This is a genomic window from Cellulomonas sp. (assembly GCF_035634735.1).
Taxonomy (GTDB): domain Bacteria; phylum Actinomycetota; class Actinomycetes; order Actinomycetales; family Cellulomonadaceae; genus Cellulomonas.
This window is the reverse complement of the sequence record NZ_DASQCJ010000042.1, coordinates 1-23,587: the sequence shown is the minus strand read 5'-3', so window position 1 is coordinate 23,587 and position 23,587 is coordinate 1. Positions and strand designations below refer to the sequence as shown.

General features: G+C 75.1%; 22 protein-coding genes. 10 read left to right on the top strand and 12 right to left on the bottom strand.

Annotation, left to right across the window (positions count from 1 at the left end):
• The coding region (locus VER05_RS04095) for an ABC transporter ATP-binding protein (protein WP_324844120.1) at positions 1–621 on the bottom strand (621 nt) is incomplete at its 3' end.
• A gap of 51 nt (positions 622–672) precedes the next feature.
• Between VER05_RS04095 and VER05_RS04090 the strand changes: the two genes are divergently transcribed.
• Positions 673–2,058 carry a DNA recombination protein RmuC gene (locus tag VER05_RS04090; RefSeq protein ID WP_324844119.1) on the top strand — a complete coding sequence of 462 codons (1,386 nt, stop codon included), beginning with the start codon at positions 673–675 and terminating at the stop codon, positions 2,056–2,058.
• Between the two features lie 35 nt (positions 2,059–2,093).
• Here the strand turns inward: VER05_RS04090 and VER05_RS04085 are convergent, their stop codons facing one another.
• The gene (locus VER05_RS04085) at positions 2,094–3,134 is read right to left on the bottom strand and encodes a 4-hydroxy-3-methylbut-2-enyl diphosphate reductase (protein ID WP_324844118.1); all 1,041 of its coding nucleotides are present in this window, start codon (positions 3,132–3,134) and stop codon (positions 2,094–2,096) included.
• 229 nt (positions 3,135–3,363) lie between these two features.
• Here VER05_RS04085 and xseA point away from each other — a divergent pair, with 229 nt between their 5' ends.
• Positions 3,364–4,704, top strand: coding sequence for an exodeoxyribonuclease VII large subunit (gene xseA, locus VER05_RS04080; RefSeq protein WP_414647547.1), 1,341 nt, complete (start codon positions 3,364–3,366; stop codon positions 4,702–4,704).
• A 70-nt stretch (positions 4,705–4,774) separates the two neighbouring features.
• Here xseA and VER05_RS04075 read toward each other — a convergent pair whose 3' ends face one another.
• Positions 4,775–5,539, bottom strand: coding sequence for an SDR family oxidoreductase (locus VER05_RS04075; RefSeq protein ID WP_324844117.1), 765 nt, complete (start codon positions 5,537–5,539; stop codon positions 4,775–4,777).
• 101 nt (positions 5,540–5,640) lie between these two features.
• Here VER05_RS04075 and VER05_RS04070 point away from each other — a divergent pair, with 101 nt between their 5' ends.
• The 3 genes from VER05_RS04070 (at position 5,641) to VER05_RS04060 (ending at position 7,838) form a co-directional block, all read left to right on the top strand.
• A complete protein-coding gene (locus VER05_RS04070) occupies positions 5,641–6,492 on the top strand; it encodes a helix-turn-helix transcriptional regulator (protein ID WP_324844116.1) in 852 nt (283 codons plus the stop codon).
• A 29-nt stretch (positions 6,493–6,521) separates the two neighbouring features.
• Positions 6,522–6,782, top strand: a complete 261-nt coding sequence (locus VER05_RS04065) for an exodeoxyribonuclease VII small subunit (protein ID WP_324844115.1) — start codon at positions 6,522–6,524, stop codon at positions 6,780–6,782.
• A gap of 117 nt (positions 6,783–6,899) precedes the next feature.
• A complete protein-coding gene (locus VER05_RS04060; protein ID WP_324844114.1) occupies positions 6,900–7,838 on the top strand; it encodes a carbohydrate kinase in 939 nt (312 codons plus the stop codon).
• A gap of 213 nt (positions 7,839–8,051) precedes the next feature.
• Here the strand turns inward: VER05_RS04060 and VER05_RS04055 are convergent, their stop codons facing one another.
• Genes VER05_RS04055 through VER05_RS04040 form a run of 4 tightly spaced genes read right to left on the bottom strand, consistent with a single transcriptional unit; the run spans position 8,052 to position 12,479 of the window.
• Positions 8,052–9,344, bottom strand: coding sequence for a sn-glycerol-3-phosphate ABC transporter ATP-binding protein UgpC (locus VER05_RS04055; protein WP_324844113.1), 1,293 nt, complete (start codon positions 9,342–9,344; stop codon positions 8,052–8,054).
• Between the two features lie 32 nt (positions 9,345–9,376).
• On the bottom strand, positions 9,377–10,234 hold the full coding sequence (locus VER05_RS04050) for a carbohydrate ABC transporter permease (protein WP_324844112.1): 858 nt from the start codon (positions 10,232–10,234) through the stop codon (positions 9,377–9,379).
• Positions 10,234–11,187 (bottom strand): sugar ABC transporter permease, encoded by a 954-nt coding sequence (locus tag VER05_RS04045; RefSeq protein ID WP_324844124.1) that lies wholly within the window; start codon positions 11,185–11,187, stop codon positions 10,234–10,236. Before VER05_RS04045 ends, VER05_RS04050 begins: the two co-directional genes overlap by 1 nt.
• A 29-nt stretch (positions 11,188–11,216) precedes the next feature.
• Positions 11,217–12,479 carry a sugar ABC transporter substrate-binding protein gene (locus VER05_RS04040; RefSeq protein WP_414647546.1) on the bottom strand — a complete coding sequence of 421 codons (1,263 nt, stop codon included), beginning with the start codon at positions 12,477–12,479 and terminating at the stop codon, positions 11,217–11,219.
• A 229-nt stretch (positions 12,480–12,708) separates the two neighbouring features.
• Between VER05_RS04040 and VER05_RS04035 the strand changes: the two genes are divergently transcribed.
• Both VER05_RS04035 and VER05_RS04030 read left to right on the top strand, forming a co-directional pair.
• Positions 12,709–13,374, top strand: coding sequence for a carbonic anhydrase (locus tag VER05_RS04035; RefSeq protein WP_324844111.1), 666 nt, complete (start codon positions 12,709–12,711; stop codon positions 13,372–13,374).
• A gap of 171 nt (positions 13,375–13,545) precedes the next feature.
• The gene (locus tag VER05_RS04030) at positions 13,546–14,958 is read left to right on the top strand and encodes a class II fumarate hydratase (protein ID WP_324844110.1); all 1,413 of its coding nucleotides are present in this window, start codon (positions 13,546–13,548) and stop codon (positions 14,956–14,958) included.
• Positions 14,959–15,018: 60 nt separating this feature from the next.
• Here VER05_RS04030 and VER05_RS04025 read toward each other — a convergent pair whose 3' ends face one another.
• Together VER05_RS04025 and VER05_RS04020 are read right to left on the bottom strand one after the other, a co-directional pair.
• Positions 15,019–17,151, bottom strand: a complete 2,133-nt coding sequence (locus VER05_RS04025) for a methyl-accepting chemotaxis protein (RefSeq protein ID WP_324844109.1) — start codon at positions 17,149–17,151, stop codon at positions 15,019–15,021.
• Between the two features lie 196 nt (positions 17,152–17,347).
• Complete coding sequence (locus VER05_RS04020; protein WP_324844108.1) at positions 17,348–17,833, bottom strand: MarR family winged helix-turn-helix transcriptional regulator; 486 nt, start codon at positions 17,831–17,833, stop codon at positions 17,348–17,350.
• 74 nt (positions 17,834–17,907) lie between these two features.
• Between VER05_RS04020 and VER05_RS04015 the strand changes: the two genes are divergently transcribed.
• A complete protein-coding gene (locus tag VER05_RS04015; RefSeq protein WP_324844107.1) occupies positions 17,908–19,038 on the top strand; it encodes an FUSC family protein in 1,131 nt (376 codons plus the stop codon).
• A 63-nt stretch (positions 19,039–19,101) separates the two neighbouring features.
• On the opposite strand, the gene VER05_RS04010 is transcribed toward VER05_RS04015, so the two are convergent.
• Positions 19,102–20,448: a PhoH family protein gene (locus VER05_RS04010; RefSeq protein ID WP_414647545.1), complete on the bottom strand. Its 1,347-nt coding sequence runs from the start codon at positions 20,446–20,448 to the stop codon at positions 19,102–19,104.
• Between the two features lie 291 nt (positions 20,449–20,739).
• Positions 20,740–21,501 carry an isoprenyl transferase gene (locus tag VER05_RS04005; protein ID WP_324844106.1) on the bottom strand — a complete coding sequence of 254 codons (762 nt, stop codon included), beginning with the start codon at positions 21,499–21,501 and terminating at the stop codon, positions 20,740–20,742.
• A 206-nt stretch (positions 21,502–21,707) separates the two neighbouring features.
• Here VER05_RS04005 and trhA point away from each other — a divergent pair, with 206 nt between their 5' ends.
• Together trhA and VER05_RS03995 are read left to right on the top strand one after the other, a co-directional pair.
• Positions 21,708–22,379 carry a PAQR family membrane homeostasis protein TrhA gene (gene trhA, locus VER05_RS04000; protein ID WP_324844105.1) on the top strand — a complete coding sequence of 224 codons (672 nt, stop codon included), beginning with the start codon at positions 21,708–21,710 and terminating at the stop codon, positions 22,377–22,379.
• A gap of 101 nt (positions 22,380–22,480) precedes the next feature.
• Positions 22,481–23,224 carry a GTP pyrophosphokinase family protein gene (locus tag VER05_RS03995; RefSeq protein WP_324844121.1) on the top strand — a complete coding sequence of 248 codons (744 nt, stop codon included), beginning with the start codon at positions 22,481–22,483 and terminating at the stop codon, positions 23,222–23,224.
• Between the two features lie 24 nt (positions 23,225–23,248).
• Here the strand turns inward: VER05_RS03995 and VER05_RS03990 are convergent.
• On the bottom strand, positions 23,249–23,587 hold a 339-nt coding region (locus tag VER05_RS03990; RefSeq protein WP_324844104.1), incomplete at its 5' end, for a nitrilase-related carbon-nitrogen hydrolase.

The following is a 23,587-nucleotide window of genomic DNA, read 5'->3' as shown; positions in this document are numbered from 1 at the left end:
GACGTGGTCGCACATCCGCTGCACCAGGTCCATCACGTGCGAGGACACGACGACGGTGCCGCCGCCCGCGGCGTACGCCGCCAGGATGTCCCGGATGTTCGCCGCGGACACCGGGTCGACGGCCTCGAACGGCTCGTCCAGGACCAGGACGCGCGGGGCGTGCACGAGGGCGCACGCCAGGCCGATCTTCTTGGTCATGCCCGCGGAGTAGTCGACGACCAGGGTGTCCGCGTCGGCGGTGAGGTCGAAGGTGCGCAGCAGGTCCGCGGTGCGGTCCCGGACGGTGTCGCGGTCGAGCCCGCGCAGCAGACCCGCGTAGGTGACGAGCTGGGCGCCCGTGAGCCGGTCGAACAGCCGCACGCCGTCGGGCAGCACGCCGAGCCCGGCCTTGACCGCCGGCGGATCCGCCCACAGGTCCCGCCCCCGCACCAGCACCCGGCCGAAGTCCGGCCGCAGCAGCCCGGTCGCCATGGAGAGCGTGGTCGTCTTGCCGGCGCCGTTCGGGCCCACGAGGCCGTAGAAGGACCCGGCCGGGACCTCGAGGTCGACGCCCGCCACGGCGATCTTCGTGCCGAACCTCTTCCACAGCCCTTGGATGGACAAAGCGGACATCGGCTCCATCGGCCCAGCATAGGGGCGGGCGTGTCGGTGGCGCCTGGCAATCTGCAGGCCATGGACACCGGATCAGTGCTCGCCCTCGCCGGGGCCCTCCTCGCGGGGCTCGCCCTCGGCTGGCTCCTGGCCGCCGGCCGCTCCGGCGCGCGGCTGCGCCGGGCCGAGGTGGAGGCCGCGCGCTGGCGCACGGCCGCCGAGCTCGGCGGCGGGACCGTCGACGCCGACCGGCAGGCCGAGCGGTTCCGCGCGCTCGCCGCCGACGCGCTCGCGCAGAGCAGCGAGCAGTTCCTGGCGCTCGCGCACCAGAGCCTCGCGGCGCGGCACCAGGAGCAGTCCGGCGACCTGGCGCAGCGCGAGCAGGCCGTGCGCTCGATGGTCGACCCGCTGGCGCGGACGCTCGACGCGGTGCGGGCGGAGCTGCGCACCGCCGAGCAGACCCGCGCGCAGCACGACGCCGCGCTGGGCGAGCAGGTGCGGCAGATGCGCGAGGAGGCGGGCCGGCTCCGGGAGCAGACGGCCCAGCTCGTCACGTCGCTGCGCGCGTCCCAGGTGCGCGGGCGGTGGGGCGAGGTGCAGCTGCGCCGGGTGGTCGAGGCCGCCGGGATGCTGCCGCACGTCGACTTCGCCGAGCAGGACCAGGTCCGCACCGACGACGGCCTGCTGCGGCCGGACATGGTCGTGCACCTCGCGGGCGGCAAGCGCGTGGTGGTCGACGCGAAGGTGCCGTTCCTCGGCTTCCTGGAGGCCGTCGAGGCGACCGACCCGGCGGAGCGCGAGCGCCGGCTCGCCGCGCACGCCCGCCACCTGCGCGCGCACGTCGACCAGCTCGCGGCCAAGCGGTACTGGGACCAGTTCAGCCCGGCGCCGGAGTTCGTGGTGATGTTCGTGCCGGCGGAGGCGTTCCTGCACGCGGCGATCGACGTCGACCCGTCGATCGTGGAGCGCGCGTTCGAGAAGGACGTCGTGATCGCGACGCCGATGACGCTGCTCGCGCTGCTGCGCACGGTGGCCTACGCCTGGCGGCAGGACGCGCTGGCGAGCAACGCGCAGGCGGTGCTGGACCTGGGCAAGGAGCTGCACGGCCGGATCGCGACGCTCGGCGGCCACCTGTCCAAGGTCGGCCGGGCGATCGACTCGGCGGCGACGGCGTACAACCAGTCGGTCGCGTCGCTGGAGTCCCGGGTGCTGGTGAGCGCGCGGAAGTTCGCCGACCTGCGGGTGGTGGACGCGGGCCTGGACACGCCGCCGTCGGTGGAGCGGCGGCTGTCCGTGGTGACCGCGCCGGAGCTCGTGGCCTGGGAGACGCAGCAGGTGGTGGGGCTGGGGGCCGACGGGCCCGCGGCACCGGGGACGGGGCGGCGGGCGGCCGACGCGCTCGGGGCGCTGGACGACGCGGTGCTCGGGGACGTGCGGCCGCCGGAGGCGGGGCCGGGCGGGGCCTGACGCGGGACGGGGCGCGCCGGGCGCGGCGGGCGGGGTCAGACGGGCCGGACGGCCAGGTCCGGGCGGTCCCCGCGGCGCGGGCGCGGGTCGTCCCCGCCGGCCGCGCGCAGATCGGCGCGGAGCTCCCGGGGCAGCGAGAACATGAGGTCCTCGGTCGCGGTCCGCACCTCCTCGACGTCGCCGAACCCGTGCGCCGCGAGCAGGTCCAGCACGTCCCGCACCAGGATCTCCGGCACCGACGCCCCGGAGGTCACGCCGACGGTCCGCGCGCCGACGAGCCACGCCGGGTCCACCTGCGCGGCGGTGTCCACCCGGTACGACGCGCGGGCGCCGGCTTCCAGGGCGACCTCGACCAGCCGCACCGAGTTCGACGAGTTCGCCGAGCCGACCGTGATCACCACGTCGCACTCCGGCGCGAGCTTCTTGACCGCCACCTGCCGGTTCTGGGTGGCGTAGCAGATGTCGTCGCTCGGCGGGTCCTGCAGCAGCGGGAACCGCTCGCGCAGCCGCCGGACGGTCTCCATCGTCTCGTCCACCGACAGCGTGGTCTGCGAGATCCACACCACCCGGCTCTCGTCGCGGACCACCACGTCGGCCACGGCGTCCGGGGAGTCGACCACCTGCACGTGCGCGGGCGCCTCGCCCTGGGTGCCCTCGACCTCCTCGTGCCCGGTGTGCCCGATCAGGAGGATGTCGAGGTCCGCCGCGGCGAACCGCACCGCCTCCTTGTGCACCTTGGTGACCAGGGGGCAGGTCGCGTCGATCGTCCGCAGCGACCGGGCCTGCGCCGCCGCCCGCACCGCCGGCGACACCCCGTGCGCGGAGAACACCACGCGGGCGCCCTCGGGCACCTCGTCGGTCTCGTCGACGAACACCGCGCCGCGGGCGGCGAGGGTGTCGACGACGTGCCGGTTGTGCACGATCTCCTTGCGGACGTACACCGGGGCGCCGTAGTGCTCGAGGGCCTGCTCGACGGCGACGACCGCGCGGTCGACGCCGGCGCAGTACCCGCGCGGGGCGGCGAGGAGCACGCGACGGCCCGCGGTCGCGGGGCCGGACTCGGTGCCGAGGGTCACGCACCCATCGTAGGTCGCGCGCACGCCGGGGCGCGGGGCCAGGTGGCCGGTCCGCCTTCCCGCGCGCCAGAAGGCTGCGCCGACGCTCCGCCGAGATAGGGCCCGCGCGCCGAGATAGGACCGTCCATGGCCCTATCTCGGCGCGGCGGTCCTATCTCGGCGAGGTGGGCGAGGTCGGCGAGGCGGGCGACCGCCGCGCGGTGTCGGGCGCGCGTGGCAGGGTGGGCCCGTGCAGCAGCAGTCCTCCCCCACGACACCCCGCGCGGACGCCGCCGGCGCCCCGGCCCCCGGCGCGCCCGCCGAGCTGCCCGCGCGGGCGAACGAGACCACCGCCGAGCGCCCCTGGCCGGTCCGGCTGCTCTCGGTGAAGATCGCCGACTACGTCGCGAAGATGTCGCCGCTGTGGGTCGAGGGCCAGGTCGTGCAGCTCAACCGGCGCCCGGGCGCGAACATCGCGTTCCTCACGCTGCGCGACACGGACACCGACATGTCGCTGCCCGTGTCGATGCCCGCGGGCGTGCTGGCCGGCGCCGCGACCCCGCTCGCCGAGGGCGCGCACGTCGTGGTGCACGCGCGCCCGACGTTCTGGACCAAGCGCGGCACGCTGCAGCTCAACGCCGACGAGGTGCGCGCGGTCGGCGTCGGCGAGCTGCTCGCCCGGATCGAGCACCTCAAGCGGGTGCTCGCCGCTGAGGGCCTGTTCGACGCGGACCGCCGCGTGCCGCTGCCGTTCCTGCCCCGGGTCGTCGGCCTGGTGTGCGGGCGCGAGTCGAAGGCGGAGCACGACGTGGTGGTGAACGCCCGAGCGCGCTGGCCCCAGGTCGAGTTCGTCATCCGCGAGGTCGCCGTGCAGGGCGTCGGCGCGGTCCCGCAGGTGAGCCGGGCGATCGCCGAGCTCGACGCGGACCCGCGGGTCGAGGTGATCGTCGTCGCGCGCGGCGGCGGCTCGGTCGAGGACCTGCTGCCGTTCAGCAACGAGGCGATGGTGCGAGCCGCCGCGGCCTGCCGCACGCCGCTGGTGTCCGCGATCGGCCACGAGACCGACACCCCGCTGCTCGACCTGGTCGCCGACTACCGCGCGTCGACCCCGACCGACGCCGCGAAGCGGATCGTGCCGGACGTCGGCGAGGAGCGCGCGCGGGTGACCCAGGCCCGCGCCCGCATCCGGTCGGCCGTCGAGCACCGGGTCGCCCGCGAGGCCGCCGGGCTGGAGCAGGTGCGCAGCCGCCCGGTGCTCGCCCGCCCGCACACGATGGTCGACACCCGGGAGGCCGAGGTGCTGCGCGCCCGCGACCACGCCCGGCGCAGCCTCGACCACGCGCTGGCGGGCGCGGTGACCTCGACCCGCGCGCTGGCCGCGCAGGTCCGGGCGCTGTCCCCCGCCGCGACGCTCGACCGCGGGTACGCCGTGGTGCAGACCTCGGACGGCCGCGTGGTGCGCGAGGCGACCGAGGTGGCGGCCAAGGACTCGCTGCGGATCCGGGTGTCCCGCGGCGAGCTCATGGCGACGGTGCTCGCGGTCGCGCCCGCCCGGAAGCGCCCGGTCGCCGGGGACGACGCGGCGGACTGACGGCCGCGGCGCGGGCGCACGACGGTCGACGCCGCGCACGCCGGGCCGCGCCCCCGCCCGCGCCCCGGCGTCACTTCCCGTGCGGGTCCCGCGCGTTGAGCGCCGCGACCACCCGCGGGTAGTCCCCGCGGGCCTCGCCGTACCGGAGGAACTTCACGCGCTCGACCTGGATCTCGGTCGCGTCGGGCTGCGCCTCCAGCAGGGCCAGCACCTCGGCGACGAAGTCGGCGAGCGGCATGGCGTCCGCGTTCTCCCGGTGCCCCGGCATCAGGTCCGTCTGCACCGACGGCGGCTCCAGCTCGACCACGCGGACGCTCGTGCCGGCCAGCTGCAGCCGGATCGACTCGCTGAGCATGTGCACGAACGCCTTGCTCGCGTTGTAGGTCGGCGTGACCTGCAGCGGGGCGAACGCCAGCCCCGAGGACACCGTGAGGATCGTGGCGTCCGGGCGGGTCTGCAGGTGCTCGACGAACGCGGCGATCAGCCGGATCGGACCGAGCACGTTCGTGGTGACGGTCTGCTCGGCGGTGTCGAGGAACCCGGCCGGGTCGGTCCAGTCCTCGACCCGCATGATGCCGGCCATCGGGACCAGCACGTTCACCTCGGGGTGCTCGGCGATGACGCGCTTCGCCACCTCGGCGACGTCCTCCGCGTCGGCGGTGTCGATCCGGTAGGCGTGGATGGCGGGGTGCTCCGCGGCGATCCGGTCCAGCAGCTCGGTGCGCCGCCCGCCGACGATCACCTCGTTGCCCCGCTCGTGCAGGGCGACGGCCAGGGCCAGGCCGATCCCGCTCGTCGCGCCGGGGATGAAGATCGTGTTCCCGTTGATTCGCATGCCCCGAGTCTTCGGCGCCCCGCCCGCGCCCGCCAGAGAGCGGTTGTCGGGGGACCGCCGATCCCTGGTTGCGCGCGGGCCCGCCCGCCGATACTGCTCGGGTGGATCGCGACGCGCTGGCCGACTTCCTGCTCCGGCACCGGGAGGCGCTGCGCCCGGACGACGTCGGGCTGCCCCCGGGCGCGCGGCGCCGGGCCCCGGGCCTGCGCCGCGAGGAGGTCGCGCAGCTCGCGGTCATGTCGACCGACTACTACACCCGGCTGGAGCAGCGGCGCGGCCCGCAGCCGAGCACTCAGATGCTCGGCTCGCTCGCCCGCGCCCTGCGGCTCACGCCCGACGAGCGCGACTACCTGTACCGGGTCGCCGGGCACAGCGCCCCGGACCGCGCGGCGCGCGAGGACTACGTCGCCCCGGGGCTGCTCCGGGTGCTGGACCGGATCACCGACAGCCCGGCGCTGATCCTCGACGGGCTCGGCCGGACGCTGGTGCAGAACGACCTGGCCCGGGCGCTGTTCGGCCCCGTCGAGCAGCTGACCGGCTGGGAGCGCAGCGCCATCTACCGCTGGTTCGCCCACCCGGCCACCGAGCGGCTGATGTACCCCGCGGAGGACCGGGACCGGCAGAGCCGGGCGCAGGTGGCCTCGCTCCGCGCCACCCTCGGGGCGGAGGGGCCGCGGTCCCGGGCCGCCGAGCTGGTCCGCGCGCTGTCCGCCCGGAGCCCGGAGTTCGTGGCGATCTGGGAGGCGCACGAGGTCTCCCGCCGGTTCGAGGACCACAAGACGCTGGTGCACCCGCGGGTCGGCCCGATCGAGGTGGACTGCCAGGCGCTGTTCACCGAGGACGGGTCCCAGACCCTGCTGGTGCTCACCGCGGCGCCGCGCAGCGAGGCCGAGGGCCGGCTGCGGCTGCTCGGGGTGCTGGGCACGCAGGAGTTCGCCGCGCGGGAGGGCTGAGCGGCGCGAGGTCGGCGGTCGTTGGTTAGATGGTGCCCGTGAGCGACACCACCCCCGCCTCCGAGGCCCCCGGCACCCCCGGTGTGGCCGACCTGTCCTACGAGCAGGCGCGCGACGAGCTCGTCGCCGTCGTCTCCCGGCTCGAGGCCGGCGGCGCGACGCTCGAGGAGTCGCTCGCCCTCTGGGAGCGCGGCGAGGCCCTGGCCGCGCGCTGCCAGCAGTGGCTCGACGGCGCGCGCGCCCGGCTGGACGCCGCCCGCGCGGCCGACGGCGACGACGCCGGCTCCTGACGGCCCGGCGCGACCGCGCCCCGTCCGGCGGCCCCCGCCACGCCCGGCGCCGCGCCCGCTCCACCCCGCACGACCCCACCCCCGACCCGGCACCGCCGCCGGACGCGAAGGAGCCCCATGACCGAGCAGCCCGCCGCCCGCGCCCTCGTCGTCGGGGAGGCCCTCGTCGACGTCGTGCTCCGCCAGGGCGCCGAGCCCGCCGAGCACCCCGGGGGCAGCCCCGCGAACGTCGCGATCGGGCTCGGCCGGCTGGGCCGCCGGGTCGACCTGCTGACCTGGCTGGCCGACGACGCGCACGGCGACCTGGTCCGCCGGCACCTGGCCGGCTCCGACGTGCACGTCCTCGCGGGCGACCGCGGCCCGGAGCGCACCCCGGTGGCGCGGGCGCACCTCGACGCGGCGGGCGTCGCGACGTACGAGTTCGACCTGACCTGGGACCTGCCGACGCGCTGGGACGAGGGCGACGACGCCCCCGCGGTCGTGCACACCGGCTCCATCGCCACGGTGATCGAGCCGGGCGGCGCGGCCGTCGCCCGGCTGCTCGGCGACCGCCGCGCCGCCTCGACGATCACCTACGACCCCAACCTGCGCCCCGCGCTGATGGGCTCGCCCGAGGAGACGCTGCCGGTCGTGGAGCGGCTGGTCGCGCTGGCGGACGTCGTCAAGGTGTCCGACGAGGACCTCGCCTGGCTGCACCCCGGGGTCGCGCCGGTCGAGATCGCCCAGGACTGGCTGGGCCGCGGGCCCGCCCTGGTCGTCGTGACGCTGGGCGGCGAGGGCGCGCTCGCCATCACCGCGGGCGGCGACGAGGTGCTGGTCGAGGCCCCGCGGGTCGAGGTGGCCGACACCGTCGGCGCCGGCGACTCGTTCATGGGTGCCCTGATCGACGGCCTGTGGACGGCGGACCTGCTCGGCGCCGACGCGCGCGACCGGCTGCGCGCGATCGACCGCCCGACGGTCGAGCGCGTCCTCGTCCGCTGCGCCCAGGTCGCCGCGATCACGGTCTCCCGCGCCGGCGCCAACCCCCCGACGTCGGCGGAGCTCGGCGAGGCGTAGGCCGCCGGGCGTCGCGCGCCGAGGTCGTCGGTTCCGGCCCCACCAGGGGTGGCGCACGGTACGACCTCGGGCGGAACCGGCGACCTCGGACGGCGCGGGCGCCGGGACGGCGGCGAGGTCGTCACACACGGACGAGGTCGTCACTCGTGAGTGACGACCTCGTGCCGTTGTGCCGACCTCGCGGTCGCGCGCGCGTGCGGCCCGGCGGCCGCGTCAGCTCGCCTGGCGGTGGCGCGCGGCGGGCTCGCCGTTCGCCTGCTTCTCCGCGTCGCGGTGGGCGCGCTCCAGGGCCGCGCGGCGGTCCTCCTCGGTCTCGGCGTCGATGCGGCGGGCCGCCTCGTCGTCGTACGTGAGGTTCTCCCCCGACTCCGGGTCGAAGATGAGCAGCCGCCTCGGGTCGAACCACAGCTCGGCGCTGCTGCCGTCCCGCACCCGGCTCTCGGAGCCGAGCGAGACGATCATCTGCGTGCGCATCCCCTCGCCGTCGAGGTCGCGGTCGAGCTCCTCGAGCTTCTGCGCGACGTCGGCGTGCGTCTCGAACGGGATGTAGGCGTACAGCTCCGCGCCGAGCCACTCGACGACGTCCACCTCGGCCGAGAAGGTCGCGCCCTTGGCGCGCTTGTCCTCGTCCAGGACGCGCGCGTCCTCGACGTGCTCCGGCCGCAGCCCGACGATGACCAGGTCGCGGCCGGCCAGCTTGCCGCGGGCCGTCTCCGGGATCGGCACGTCGCCGAACGGCAGCCGGAGGGAGTCGCCGTGCACCTCGCCGGGCAGGAAGTTCATCGGCGGGGAGCCGATGAACCCGGCCACGAACAGGTTGACCGGCTGCTCGTACAGCGCGCGCGGGCTGGCGACCTGCTGCAGCTCGCCCTTGCGCAGCACCGCGACCCGGTCGCCGAGGGTCATGGCCTCGGTCTGGTCGTGCGTGACGTAGACGGTGGTGGTGCCGAGCCGCCGCTGCATGCGGGCGATCTCGGTGCGCATCTGGCCGCGCAGCTTGGCGTCCAGGTTGGACAGCGGCTCGTCGAACAGGAACGCGCGGGCGTCGCGGACGATCGCCCGGCCCATCGCGACGCGCTGCCGCTGGCCGCCGGACAGGTTGGCCGGCTTGCGGTCGAGGTGCTCGCGCAGCTCCAGGGTGTCCGCCGCGTACTCGACGTTGTCCTTGATCTGCTCCTCGGTGTACTTGCCCTTCTGGAGCCGCAGCGGGAACGCGATGTTCTCGTACACGGTCAGGTGGGGGTACAGCGCGTAGTTCTGGAACACCATCGCGAGGTGCCGGTCGCGCGGGGCCTTCTCGTTGACCACCTCGTCGCCGATCTTCAGCTCGCCGGACGTGATGTCCTCGAGGCCGACGATCATGCGCAGCAGGGTCGACTTCCCGCAGCCGGACGGCCCGACCAGGATGACGAACTCGCCGTCCTTGATGTCGAGGCTCACGCCGTTCACGGCCGGGTAGCCGTCGCCGTACTTCTTGACGATGTCGGTGAGGGTGATGGATGCCATGTGCTCCTCCTGGGGTCCGGGCGGCGAGGGCGTCAGCCCTTGACCGCGCCCTGGGTCAGCCCGGACACGATCTGGCGCTGGAACAGCAGCACCAGGACGACGACGGGGATGGTCACGACGACGGCGGCGGCGGAGATCGCGCCGGTGGGGTCCTCGAACTGCGAGGCCCCGGAGAAGAACGCCAGCGCGGCGGGCACCGGCCGGGCCGCCTCGGTCGAGGTCAGCGAGATGCCGTACACGAAGTCGTTCCACGCGATGAAGAACGCGATCAGCGCGGTGGTGAACACGCCGGGCGCCGCGAGCGGCACGATCGCCTTCCGGAACGCCTGCCACGTGGTGGCGCCGTCCACCTGCGCGGCCTGCTCCAGCTCCCACGGGATCTGCCGGAAGAACGCGGTCAGCGTCCAGATGGAGATCGGCAGGGTCAGCGAGAGGTACGGGATGATCAGGCCGGGCCAGGTGTCGTACAGGCCGATCGACCGCCACAGGTTGAACAGCGGCGTGACGATCGAGATGACCGGGAAGATCGACACCCCGAGCGCGGTGGTGAGGATCAGCTTGCGGCCCGGGAAGTCGAGCCGGGCGATCGCGTACGCCGCGAGCGTGGCCAGCACCGACGAGATCGCCGTGGCGATCAGCGAGATGCCGATCGAGTTCCGCAGCGACGACAGGAACAGCTCCTGCGCCGAGCCGTCCGGCCCGAGGATCTGCTCGTAGTTGGTCCAGCTCCACGAGGTCGGCAGGAAGTTGCCGGTGTTGAGGTCGCTGGGCAGCTTGAACGACGTCGCCAGGATGGAGAGCACCGGGAACAGCGCCCACACGAGCACGACGAGCGTGATGGCCGCCCACGCGATCTTCTGCCTGCCCGTCAGGGCCTTCGTCGCGCCCATCACTTCTCCCCTCGTGCACCGGCGAGGTCGACCTTGAAGATCTTGATCGCGATGAAGCAGATGATGATCACGCAGAAGAACAGCAGCACCGAGATGGCGGAGCCGAGGCCGATCTCCAGCCGCCCGATGGACGTCCGGTAGGCCAGCAGCGACAGCACCGTGGTGCCGTTCGCGCCGTTCGTCATGATGAACACGTTGTCGAAGATGCGGAACGCGTCGAGCGCCCGGAACAGGACGGCGACCATGATCGCGGCCTTCATGTTCGGCAGGACCACGCGCTTCATCCGCTGCCACCAGGTGGCGCCGTCGACCTGCGCCGCCTCCTCCAGGTCGCCCGGCACCTGCGCCAGGCCGGCGAGCAGCAGCAGCGAGATGAACGGCGTGGTCTTCCAGACCTCGGACGCGATGATGACGAACAGGCTGGTGCCGGTGCCGGCGAACCAGTTGAGGTCCTCGCTGATCCCGGGCACCCAGCTGAACCAGCTGTTCACGTACCCGGAGTTGATGTCGAACGCGTAGAACCACGCGAACGCGGAGACGACCGTGATGATCCCGTACGGCACGAGGATCGCGGTGCGCAGCAGGCCGCGGAGCCGCAGGACGGCCCGGTGCATGACCAGCGCGAGCGCGAAGCCGAGCACCAGCTCGATCGCGACCGTGATGACCATGATCAGCGTCGTGACGCCGAGCGACTGCCAGAACACCGGGTCGCCGAGCACGACGCCGTAGTTCGCGAGCCCGACGAACCCGCGGTCGTCCGGCGCGGTGAGCCGGTACCGGAACAGCGAGTCGTAGACGGCCTGCAGGATCGGGTAGGCGGTGACGGCCAGCATCACCACGAACGCCGGGCCGGCCAGCCACCAGCCCAGCCGGGCCTCGGCCCGCGCGCGGTCGCTCTTGCGGGGCTTCGACGCCCGGCCGGGGCCGGCGCCGCGGGTGGCCTGCGCCGTCACCCCCGCCGTGGCGCCCGTGATCTCGGTACTCACAGGAGTCGCTCCCCTCGCAGCACGGCGGTGATGAAGTCCGTGGACTCCTGCGGCGTCCGGTCGGGGTCGACCGAGGCCGGCGGGTGCCAGGTCTCCTGCAGACCCTGGGAGACCTCGTTGTAGTACGGGGTCTGCGGGCGCGGGGCCGCCTGCTCCAGCGACTGGCGGATGACGTCCGCCATCGGGAACGTCTCCTGCACCGTCGGGTCGTCGTAGGCGACGGTCGACGCGGGCGGGTTGCCGTCCGTGACGAAGTAGGCCGCCTGGTTCTCGGGCTGCACGATGCACGCGGCGGCCTGGTACGCCTCGTCCACGTGCTCGCTGAACGCGCCGACGCCGAGGTTGATCCCGCCGTACGGCGGCGCCGCGTCGGTGCCCTCGGTGACCTGCGGGTAGATCGCCCAGCCGACGTCGTCGAGGAACGACTGGTCCAGCGCGCCGTCCTCGACCGAGGCCTGCATGGCCGGCCAGACGAACGGCCAGTTGACCATGAACGACCCGCTGTCCCCCTGGAACTGGGTGAGCGAGGCGTTCTCGTCCTGGGTCGGCAGGCCGGGGCCGCCGAGGCGGTCCTGGCCGATCTCGCCGATGATCCGCGCCGCCTCGCGACCCGCGTCGGACTCGAGGCCCAGCTCCACGTCCTCGGCGGGCGCCTCGGGGTTCTCGACGATCTGGCCGCCGGCCGACTCGACCAGGGCGTTGATCCACACCGTGTAGGCCTCGGCCTTGATGCCCTGCACGCCGAGCGTCTTGTCCTGGTCGCGCGCGGCGTCCATGACCTGGTCCCAGGTCACCGGCGTGGTCGCGGGGTCGAGCCCCGCGGCCTCGGCGACCGACTTCTTGTACCAGAGCAGCTGCGTGTTGGCCCAGAACGGGACCGTCACGAGCTCGTCGCCCCACGAGGCCCCCTGGAGCGCGCCCTCCGCGACGTCCTGGCTGACCTGCGTCGCGACGTCCTCCGGCACCGGCGCCAGGAACCCGGCGTTCGCCAGCTCCGGGATGAACGGCGGGTCCAGGCTCATCAGGTCGATCGACGAGTCGGACGCCGCGAGCCGCCGCGCCAGCTGCTCGCGCTGGGAGCTGGCGTCGCGGGGCAGCACCGACACCTCGATGCGGTAGGCCCCGCCGGCCTCCTCCGTGCACTGCCGGGCCAGCGTCGCCTGGCCCCCCGCGTCCGGGTTCGTGTACCAGGTGAGCACCGGGGTGGAGTCCGCCGGCGCGCACGCCGCCAGCCCCGCCCCCAGCGCGAGCACCGACACCCCGGCGATCGCCCTCGACCGTCTTCGCACGCGCACCGCTCTCCCTCACTCCGGCGTCGCGGCCTCCCACCTGGGGCTCCGCGACGTCTCCACGCTTCCCTCCCCATGGCTACACCGGCGGGTCGCGGCCTGCCACCGGAGCAGCACCTACGGACCGCCGGCCCACCCGGTGCGGGCGAGGCGCGGACGGGACGACCCGCCCCGCGCCGCGTGGTGCGAACATGTCCGCATGGCACACCCCACCACCCCCGCCGAGGCCTGGGCCGCGCTGCGCGACGGCAACGACCGGTTCGTCCGCGGCGCCATGGAGCACCCGTCCCAGGGCATCGACCGCCGCGCCGAGGTCAGCACCGGCCAGGCCCCGTTCGCCGTCGTGTTCGGCTGCTCGGACAGCCGCGTCGCGGCGGAGATCATCTTCGACCAGGGCCTCGGCGACGTGTTCGTCGTCCGCACCGCCGGCCACGTCCTCGACACCACCGTCATCGGGTCCATCGAGTACGGCGTCGAGGTGCTCGGCGCCTCGCTGGTCGTCGTGCTGGGCCACGACTCCTGCGGCGCGGTGGCCGCGGCGACCGCGGCGCTCACCACCGGCGAGCTGCAGCGCGGGTTCGTGCGCGCGGTCGTCGACCGGGTGATCCCGTCCATCGTGTCGCTGGCGCACGGCGCCGACGCCGAGGGCCGGCCGCGCGACCTGTCGTCCGTCGACCCGGCCGAGCTCGGGCACGAGCACGTCCGGCACACCGTGGACATGCTCCGCTCGTACTCCGTGACGCTGGCCGAGGGCATCGACGCCGGGCGCGTGGCGGTCGTGGGCGTCGAGTACACGCTTGCCGACGGCCAGGCGCGCCTCACGTCGGCGATCGGCGACATCGGCGACGTCCCCGTCCCGGCCTGACCCCGGGTCCGCACCCTCGCCGAGATGGCGACTCTCGGCTGCGCGGCGAGGCCCGCGCACAGCCGAGAGTTGCCGTCTCGGCGCGCGGGTGGGTGTGACGTGCGCCACCCCCGGGTCCCGGCGCGAGGCGCGGGCGGGACCTCCGTCCCTGGCGGTGGCAGGATCGGCCGCATGAGCCTGCACGCCGACGACGACGTCCAGTACCGCATCGAGCACGACACGATGGGCGAGGTGCGCGTCCCCGCGGACGCCCTCTACCGCGCCCAGACCCAGCGCGCGGTGGAGAACTTCCCGATCAGCGGGACCGGCCTGGAGCGCGGGCACGTCGCCGCGCTGGCCCGGGTCAAGAAGGCCGCCGCCCTGGCCAACGCCGAGCTCGGCATCCTCGAGCGACCCGTGGCGGACGCCATCGCCGCCGCGGCGGACGAGGTCGCCGAGGGCCGGCACGACGCGCACTTCCCGGTCGACGTCTACCAGACCGGCTCCGGCACCTCCTCGAACATGAACATGAACGAGGTGCTGGCGACGCTCGCGTCCCGGTCCCTCGGCGCCGACGTCCACCCGAACGACCACGTCAACGCCTCGCAGTCCTCGAACGACGTGTTCCCGACCTCGGTGCACGTCGCCGCCACCGACGGCGCCGTGAACGACCTGGTCCCCGCGCTGGAGCACCTCGCCGCGTCGCTCGAGCGCCTGGCCGAGCAGCACGCCGGCGACGTCAAGGCCGGCCGCACGCACCTGATGGACGCGACCCCCGTGACCTTCGGCCAGGAGTTCGGCGGGTACGCGGCCGCCGTGCGCCGCGGCGTCGAGCGGGTGCAGGCGGCGCTCCCCCGCGTCGCGGAGGTCCCGCTCGGCGGCACCGCCGTCGGCACCGGCATCAACACCCCCGCGGGCTTCCCGCAGCGCGTCATCGCGCTGCTCGCCGAGGAGACCGGCCTGCCGCTGACCGAGGCGCGCGACCACTTCGAGGCCCAGGGCGCCCGGGACGGGCTGGTCGAGCTGTCCGGCGCGCTGAAGACGATCGCGGTCAGCCTCACCAAGATCTGCAACGACCTGCGCTGGATGGGCTCCGGCCCGAACACCGGGCTGGGCGAGATCCGGATCCCCGACCTGCAGCCGGGCTCGTCGATCATGCCGGGCAAGGTGAACCCGGTGATCCCGGAGGCGGTGCTCATGGTCGCGGCGCGGGTGGTCGGCAACGACGCCACGGTGGCGTGGGCCGGCGCGAGCGGCTCCTTCGAGCTCAACGTGCAGATCCCGGTCATGGGCCAGGCGGTGCTGGAGTCCGAGCGGCTGCTCGCGGCGGCCTGCCGGGTGCTCGCCGACCGCACGGTGGACGGGATCGAGGTGGTCACCGAGCGCGGCGCGGCCTACGCCGGGTCGTCCCCGTCGATCGTCACCCCGCTGAACCGGGTGATCGGCTACGAGGCCGCCGCGAAGATCGCCAAGCACGCGGTCGCGAAGGGCATCACGGTGCGCGAGGCCGTGGTCGACCTCGGCTACGTCGAGCGCGGCGAGGTCACCGAGGAGCAGCTGGACGCGGCCCTCGACCTGCTGAGCATGACGCGCCCGAAGGCCTGAGCCCGCGCGCGACGGCGCCGCCGGTCCGGGGCAGGGGGTCCCGGGCCGACGGCGCCACGCCTAGCGTGCCAGGTCGAACTGCGCGCCGGGCCGGTTCAGCGTGAATTCCTCCGCGCCCCGCGCGAGCTCGGCCGCGACGTCACCCAGGGTGATGACGGCCTGCCGCACCTCGGCGGCCCCGTCAAACGCCTGACCGGCCGCCTGCGCCACGTCCGCCGCGCTGCCGGCGATGTCCGTCGTGCTCTCGGCGGCGACCACGAGGTTGCGCTCGATCTCCGACGTCGTGGCGGTCTGCTCCTCGACCACGGCGGACACCGCGCCCTGCAGCCCGTCGACCGTCGCGACCGCCCGGGAGATCCGGGAGACCGACTCCTGCACGTCGGCGGCGTCCCGGGTGACGGCCTCCAGCACCGGCGCGATGGTACCGATGGCGCTCGACGTCTGCTGCGCCAGGTCCTTGACCTCCCCGGCGACCACGGCGAAGCCGGCCCCGGCGCTGCCCGCGCGGGCCGCCTCGATGCTGGCGTTCAGCGCGAGCAGGTGGGTCTGGCCGGCGATCGTCGTGACGGTGTCGAGCACGGCCGCGATCTGGCCGGTCGACGCCGCGAGCCGGTCGGCGGCCGCGGCGGCCTCGGCGGTCACGCCCACGGCCTGCGTGGCCTCGCCGGAGGCCGCGCTCACGTCCTGCGCCACCGACTCGATGGACGCGCGCATCTCCGTCATCGCCGCCGTCACGGTCTGCACCTCGGTGCTGACGACGGAGGCGGAGCCGGCGGCGACCTCGGCGCGGGACACGGTCCGGCCCGCGGCCTCCTCCAGCGTCCCCGACGAGCCGTCGAGCCGGCCCGCGGTGCCGCGCACCGCGTCGGCGCCCTCGCGCATCCGGGTGAGCGCCGCGCGCATCGCGTCGATGGCCTCGCCGAGCGCGGCGCCCATGACGCCGATCTCGTCCCGGCCCTCGCCGCGCACCGCCACGGACAGGTCGCGGTCGGCGACCCGGCGCAGCGCGGTGGTCAGCCGACCGACCCGGGCGACGATCCGGCCGGAGATCCACACGACCAGCGCGACCGCGACCGCGGCGACCACGAGGCCGGCGACCAGCAGCGTGACCATCAGCGTGCTCGCGCCGGACTCCAGCTCCGCGGACACGGCGCGCAGGTCGGCGTCGAAGCCCCACGCGGCGACGGTCCAGCCCCAGGGCGCGTACCGCGCGAGCTGCACGGTGGCGGCGCCGGCCTCGCCGAGGTCCACGCGCTCGGTGGCGGTCTCCCCCTCGCCGAGCTCCGCGGCGGCCTCGACCAGGCGCGGCGCGTACGCCTCGCCCTCGGCGTCCACCGAGCCCGCGGCGTCGCCCGCCTGGGCGCCCGGCGGCGGCACGACCCACTGCCCGTTCGCGTCCGCGACGGTCAGGTAGCCCGCCTCGCCGACCGCGACCTCGGCCAGCGCGGCGCGCAGCGGGGCGTCGACCTCGGTCTGCGGCACCCCGACGAACAGGCCGCCGACCACCTCGTCGCCGACCGTCAGCGGCGCGTACGCGGTGACGAACGGCTGCCCGACGACGGTCGCGGTGCCGTAGTAGGGCTGCCCGGAGAGCAGCGCGGCGACGACGGCGTTGGGCTTCCCGTCGGCGCCCGTCGCGCCGATCGCGGTGCCGATGACGCGCGCGCCGTCGGCGTTGGTCACGCTCGTGGCGACGCGGAGCATGTCGCCCTCGGGGTTCACCCGCTGGAACACGGTGACCGGCGCGTCGAGCAGCGTGGTGATGTCGTCGACGACCGGGACCGGGGTGGCCCGGTCGGTGGTGCGGCCGAGCCAGGTGCCGCCGACCTGCAGCCGGGGCAGGTCGACCTCCTCGGTGGCGCCGGTCGTCTGGTCGGTGACGGTCCAGTGCTCGGAGCCGTCGAACGTCACCGCGCCCGCCTGCGCGAACGTCTCCTGGGCGACGCGCAGGCTCGAGGCCATCCGGTCCGTGACGGTGGCGACCTGGGTCTGCACCAGCGTCACCGCCTGCTGGGTGGTCTGGGTCATCGAGTCGCGCATCAGGCGGTCGACGTCGTCGCCGGCCTGGGAGGCCAGGCCGGTCACCTGCCAGCCGCCGACGGCGGTGAGCAGGGCGGCGGTGACGGCGACGGCACCGGCTCCGGTCGCGACGAGCTGAGCGCGCAGGGAGGTGCGCAGTCGGGGCAGGGGCACGGTGGTCTCCTGGGCCGAGGGGCGGGGGCTCCGGCCGGCCGGGTGGGCCGCCGGGGTTCTCCGACCCATCGGGGGGACCTTGGTCCCTTGTGAGCGGTCACAGGGATGGAGACGGGGTGTTTTGCCCGACTTCACCCGGCGATCGGGCGCGGGATGGTCGCTGACCTGCTCGGACGCCGGCGAGGGTGCGCCCCGGTCAGGCGCCGCCCTCCACCCGCACGAGCACCCGGGACAGCAGCGCCGCGAGCGCCGCCGCCTCGCCGGCGTCCAGCGCGCCGAGCGCGTCGGCCTCCCGGGCCAGGTGCTCGGGCATCAGCCGGTCGACCGCGGCGCGCCCGTCCGGCGTCAGCTCGAGCAGCACGCCCCGCCGGTCCCGGTGCGGGATCGCCCGCGCCACCAGCCCGGCCCGCACCAGCGCGTCCGCGCGCTTGGTGATCGCGGCCGGCGAGGCGGCGGTGATCGTCGACACCTCGGCGGCCCGCAGCGCGCGGCCGGCCCGGCGCAGCGCGCACAGCACGTCGAACTCGCCCCGGGTGAGGTCCGCCCCCGCGAGCGCGGCCTCGGCCCGGGCGTCGAGCAGCGCGGCGATCCGGGTGATCCGGCCGGCCACGGCGATCGGCGCGACGTCGAGCTCCGGCGCCTCGCGCTCCCAGTCCGCGCGCAGGCGGTCCACGCTGTCCACGGCCGCCACCCTACCGAGCGTGAGTTGCTTCACGAATCATTTACCCGTGAACGAAGCGGTGGAAGGATCGCCGGGTGCACCACCTGTCCCTCGCCGCCGCCCTCCTGCACCCGTCCCAGCTCCGCGCCGCCCTGCGGCCGCACCGCGGCGGGCCGAGCACCCGGGACTCCCTCGGCGGGGCGCTGCGGTGCGGGACGAGCGTCGCGCTGGCGTTCCTCGTGGTCGCCGTGCTCGGCCGGCCGGACCTGGCCGGCTACGCCTCGCTCGGGGCCCTGGCGTCGCTGTACGGGCGGTCCAGCGGCTACGCCTGGCGGCTGCGGCTGATGGCGGTCGTCGGCGGCGCGCTCACCGCGGCCGTGGCGGCGATGTCCGCGCTCGCCGCGGCGGGCGCCCCCGTGGTGGCGGAGCTGGCCGTGCTCACCCTGCTCGCCGCCGGCGCCACGGCCGGGGCCGTGGCGCTCCGGACGGGCCCGCCGGGGGCCACCATCCTCGTCTTCGCGGCCGGGGCGGGGGCCGCGGCGGCCGCCGGCGCGGGCGACGTGGCGGCGCGGGCCGTCGCCGTCGCGGGCGGCGCGCTCCTGGCCTGCGTGGTGTGCAACGCCGGCTGGGTGCTGGACCGCCGCCGCGGGCGCCCGGCCGATCCGGCGCCCCGGGTGCGCGACGTCGTGCGCGCCGGCACCGCGGGCGGCGCGGCGCTCACCCCCACGGCCTCCGTCGCGGTGGCGGCCGCGCTCGCGGGGTCCGTCGCCGCCGGCGCGGGCTGGGGCCACCCCGCCTGGGCCGTCATGGGCGCCGCCGCCGTCCTGCAGGGGGCGCACGTCCGGCACATGGGCGTCCGGGCGCTCCAGCGCGCCGCGGGCACCGCCGCGGGGGTCGCGATCGCGCTGCCGCTGCTCGGGGCGCACCTGCCGTTCTGGGCCGTCGCGGCGCTGGTCGTGCTGCTGCAGACGGCCACGGAGCTGGTCGTCGCCCGGCACTACGGGGTCGCGATGCTCACCATCACACCGATGGCGCTGCTCATGACGTCCCTCGGGGCGCCGCTGGACCCGGCCCGGCTGGCCCTCGACCGCGCCCTGGACACCGCGGCCGGCGCGACGGTGGGCCTGCTGGTGGCGGTCCTGGCGGCCCGCCCGGAGCACGCCGCGCTGCCCCCGGCTCCCGCTCCCGCTCCCGCTCCCGCCGCGGCCGCGCCGAGCGGGCAGTAGACGTCCCCTCCCCTGCCGGGATAGGGACATCTGCTGCCCGCTCGGCGGCGGGGGCCGGACGGGTCAGAGCTCGATGCCCTCCAGCAGCTCCGTGACCAGCGCCGCCACGGGCGACCGCTCGGACCGGGTCAGCGTCACGTGCGCGAACAGCGGGTGCCCCTTGAGCGCCTCGATCACCGCCGCGACGCCGTCGTGCCGGCCGACCCGCAGGTTGTCCCGCTGCGCCACGTCGTGCGTCAGCACCACCCGCGAGCTCTGCCCGATCCGGGACAGCACGGTCAGCAGCACGTTCCGCTCGAGGGACTGCGCCTCGTCGACGATCACGAACGCGTCGTGCAGCGAGCGACCGCGGATGTGCGTGAGCGGCAGCACCTCCAGCAGCTCGCGGTCCATGATCTCCTCGACCACCTCGCGGCTGACCACGGCGCCGAGGGTGTCGAACACCGCCTGCGCCCAGGGGTTCATCTTCTCGGCCTCGCTGCCCGGCAGGTAGCCGAGCTCCTGGCCGCCGACCGCGTACAGCGGGCGGAACACCATGACCTTGCGGTGCTGCCGGCGCTCGAGCACCGCCTCCAGCCCCGCGCACAGCGCCAGCGCGGACTTGCCGGTGCCGGCCCGGCCGCCCAGCGACACGATGCCGACCTGCTCGTCGAGCAGCAGGTCGATCGCGATGCGCTGCTCCGCGCTGCGGCCGTGCAGGCCGAACACGTCCTGGTCGCCGCGCACCACCTGCACGTGCTTGTCGGCGGTCACCCGGCCCAGGGCCGAGCCCCGCGGGCTGTGCATCACCAGCCCGGTGTGGGTGAGCAGCGTCGGCGCGTCGGGCAGGTCGGCGAGCGGCAGCGACTCGTGCTCCCAGAGGTCGGCCATCTGCTGCTCGGTGAGGTCGAGCGCGTCCATGCCGGTCCAGCCGGAGTCGACCGCGAGCTCGTGCCGGTACTCCTCCGCGCGCAGGCCGATCGCGGACGCCTTGATGCGCATCGGCAGGTCCTTGGACACGACCGTGACGTCCTGGCCCTCCGCGGCGAGGTTGGCCGCGCACGCGAGGATCCGGGTGTCGTTGTCGCCCAGCCGGAAGCCCGCCGGCAGCACCTCGGGGTTCGTGTGGTTCAGCTCGACCCGCAGCGTGCCGCCCTGCTCGCCGAGCGGGATCGGCGCGTCCAGCCCGCCGTGCGCGACCCGCAGGTCGTCGAGCAGCCGCAGGGCGGCGCGGGCGAAGTAGCCGAGCTCGGCGTGGTGCCGCTTGGCCTCGAGCTCGGTGATCACGACGACGGGGAGCACCACGTCGTGCTCGGCGAACCGCGTGATCGCGCGCGGGTCCGACAGGAGGACGGAGGTGTCGAGGACGTGCGTCCGGCGCCCCTCCGGCTGGTCGGTCGAGGCGGTGGCGGTTCCCAGCTTGCTGACCACGGCAGGCTCCCTCCGGCGCTGCTCAGCGCCGAGTCGGACCCCTCGCGCCGGACCCGCGGGTCCTGCGGCGCTCGGTGACGGGACGAGGGCGGCCGGCCGCGGAGGGCCAGGACCGGCCCTCCCCCCGGAGCGGATGCTCCATGGGCTGGCCTCCCGGGGGCGGCGGGTGCCGCCCGTTGCTCCGGACGCTACGCCGCGCCTCCGACACGGCGGCGCGCGCGACACGCCGCGGGTGTGATCCGCAACACGATGTTCACCCGGGCGACGCCGGCCGGTCGCCGGCGCCCGCGGTCACTGGCCGTGCCGGCGCTCCCGGGCCGCGTAGTCGCGCACCGCGCGCAGGAAGTCGACGCGCCGGAAGTCCGGCCAGTACACCTCGCAGAAGTAGTACTCCGAGTGCACCGACTGCCAGAGCATGAAGCCGCCGAGCCGCTGCTCCCCCGACGTGCGGATCACCAGGTCCGGGTCGGGCTGGCCCTTGGTGTAGAGGTGGTCGGCGATGTGCTCGACGTCGAACGTCGCCGCGATCTCGTCCAGCGTCGCGCCCTCGGCGGCGCGCTGGCTCAGGTAGGACCGCACGGCGTCGGCGATCTCCTTGCGGCCGCCGTAGCCGATCGCCACGTTGACGTGCATCCCGCGCACGTCGGCGGTCGCGGACTCCGCGTCCCGCAGCGTCGCGCGGGTGTGCTCCGGGAGCAGGTCCAGCGAGCCGACCGCCTGCAGCCGCCAGCGCCGGGTGGCCGCGAGCTCACGCACCGCGTCCTCGATGATGCCGAGCAGCGCGTCCAGCTCCTCGGCGTCCCGGCCGAGGTTGTCCGTCGACAGCATCCACAGCGTGACGACCTCGACGCCGACCTCCTCGCCCCAGGCCAGCAGGTCCGCGATCCGGTCCGCGCCGCGCCGGTGGCCGGTCGCGGTCGACTCGCCGAGCTGCCGCGCCCACCGCCGGTTGCCGTCGAGGATCACGCCGACGTGCCGCGGGACCCGGTCGCGGGGCAGCGAGGCGGCGAGGCGGCGCTCGTACAGCCCGTAGAGCGGGTGGGGCAGGCGCACGCGCGGATCTCCTCGTCTGGGCGGCTGGGCGTGCTCACGCTACCGCTCGCCGGGCGCCCGGCACCGTCGGTCGCGCGAGGTCCGAGGGGGAGGATTCGTGCAGGCCCGCCCGGCGCGCCGCGCGCAACCTACGCACCCGTAACCTACGCATTCGTAGGTTAGGCTCGTGCGCGTCGCCGCCCGAGCCCGAGAGGGAGGAACCCGCCGTGAAGGTCGCCGAGACCGCCGAGCAGATCGCCGACGCCGTCAAGCCCCGGCTGCGCGGCTGGATCCACGCCGGGATGTTCCCGCTCGCCACCGTGGCCTCGATCGTGCTCGTCATGCTCGCGCCCACCCCGCCGCTGACCCTCGCCTGCGCCGTGTTCGGGATCGCCGCGATGCTGCTGTTCGGCACCAGCGCCGTCTACCACCGCGGCACGTGGTCGCCCCGGGTCGCCGGGATCCTGCGCCGGATGGACCACACCAACATCTTCCTGGTCATCGCCGGCACCTACACGCCGCTGGCCGTGGCCCTGCTGCCCGCCTCGACCGCCCGCACCCTGCTGATCATCGTGTGGTCCGGGGCGCTGGTCGGGCTGCTCGCGCGGGTGTTCTGGCTCGGCGCGCCGCGCTGGGTCTACGTCCCTGTGTACATCGCGCTCGGCTGGGTCGCCGTGTGGTTCCTGCCCGCGTTCTGGCGCGCGCCCACCGGCGGCCCCGAGGTCGTGTGGCTCGTCGCCGGCGGCGGGCTCGCGTACACGCTGGGCGCCGTCGTCTACGGCCTCAAGCGGCCCAACCCGAGCCCGCGGTGGTTCGGGTTCCACGAGATCTTCCACGCGCTGACCGTCGTCGGCTTCACCTGCCACTACGTCGCGGCCGCCCTGGCGGTCCTGCGCTGACCCGCGCTTGGGGCAACTACGGTGGAGGCATGACCGGCACCGTGCAGCGCGTCCCCGACCCGTCGGCCCCGGGCGACGGGTCGCCGACCGCCCCGGTGGCGATGCCCGACCCGGCCGAGCTCCGCGCGCTCATGCGCGACATGCGCCGCCTCGCGCTGACGTACAAGTTCGGCATCGACGAGGTCATGACCAAGATCGCGATCCTGCGCGACGAGTTCCGGCACATGGCCAACTACAACCCGGTCGAGCACGTCGGCAGCCGGCTCAAGTCGTTCGAGTCGATCGTCACGAAGTGCCGGCGCAAGGGCATCCCGCTGACGCCCGACGCCGTGCGCGCGCAGATGTTCGACATCGCCGGCGTGCGGGTGACCTGCTCGTTCGTCTCGGACATCTACCGGGTGCGGGACATGCTCGTCGGGCAGGCCGACCTCACGCTGCTCGAGGAGCGCGACTACATCGCCCACCCCAAGGGCAACGGGTACCAGTCGCTGCACCTCATCGTGCAGGTGCCGGTCTACCTCTCCGACCGCGTGGAGCAGGTGGTCGTCGAGATCCAGCTCCGGACCATCGCGATGGACTTCTGGGCGAGCCTCGAGCACAAGATCTACTACAAGTACGACCGGCAGGTCCCCCGGCACCTGACCGACTCCCTCAAGCTCGCCGCCGACGTCGCGGCGCAGCTGGACGCCTCGATGGAGCGCATCCACGACGAGGTGCGCGCGCTGGCCGGCGCCGACGAGCCGGTCGAGCAGGCCGAGGCGGTGCTCACGCCGGAGGAGCTGCTGCGGACGTTCTGGCCGTCGCCGGACACGGACCTCGACGCGGAGGGGCGCCCGCGCGGCTGACCGCGCCCGCCGACCCGCGGCGGGTCAGACCGCCGGGACCACGCGGTAGCGGCGGTTCGCCAGCGACGGGTTCGACTCCCGCACGCCGCGCAGCGCCTCGGGGTCCAGGTCGACCGTCCGCAGCTCGGGCTCCTCGCCGAGCTCGAGGCCGACGACCCCGTCCGGGCCGACGACCAGCGACCGGCCGGTGACGCCCCGGCCCGCCTGGCCCACCGCCACCACGACAGCCGTGTTCTCGATCGCCCGGGCCGTCGCCAGCGTCCGCCAGTGCTCCGCCTTGAGCGGGCCGGCCGCCCACGCCGCGGGCACGACCAGCACCTCCGCCCCGGCGTCGACCAGGCGGCGCGCGGACTCCGGGAACCG

What these genes read in the sequence shown, in the direction of transcription:
- VER05_RS04075 (WP_324844117.1), bottom strand. Translation starts at nt 5,539, where the DNA reads ATGCGAATCAACGGGAACACGATCTTCATCCCCGGCGCGACGAGCGGG.
- VER05_RS04050 (WP_324844112.1), bottom strand. Translation starts at nt 10,234, where the DNA reads ATGGGCGCGACGAAGGCCCTGACGGGCAGGCAGAAGATCGCGTGGGCG.
- VER05_RS04055 (WP_324844113.1), bottom strand. Translation starts at nt 9,344, where the DNA reads ATGGCATCCATCACCCTCACCGACATCGTCAAGAAGTACGGCGACGGC.
- VER05_RS04065 (WP_324844115.1), top strand. Translation starts at nt 6,522, where the DNA reads ATGGTGCCCGTGAGCGACACCACCCCCGCCTCCGAGGCCCCCGGCACC.
- VER05_RS03995 (WP_324844121.1), top strand. Translation starts at nt 22,481, where the DNA reads ATGCCCGACCCGGCCGAGCTCCGCGCGCTCATGCGCGACATGCGCCGC.
- VER05_RS04090 (WP_324844119.1), top strand. Translation starts at nt 673, where the DNA reads ATGGACACCGGATCAGTGCTCGCCCTCGCCGGGGCCCTCCTCGCGGGG.
- VER05_RS04060 (WP_324844114.1), top strand. Translation starts at nt 6,900, where the DNA reads ATGACCGAGCAGCCCGCCGCCCGCGCCCTCGTCGTCGGGGAGGCCCTC.
- VER05_RS04035 (WP_324844111.1), top strand. Translation starts at nt 12,709, where the DNA reads ATGGCACACCCCACCACCCCCGCCGAGGCCTGGGCCGCGCTGCGCGAC.
- VER05_RS04030 (WP_324844110.1), top strand. Translation starts at nt 13,546, where the DNA reads ATGAGCCTGCACGCCGACGACGACGTCCAGTACCGCATCGAGCACGAC.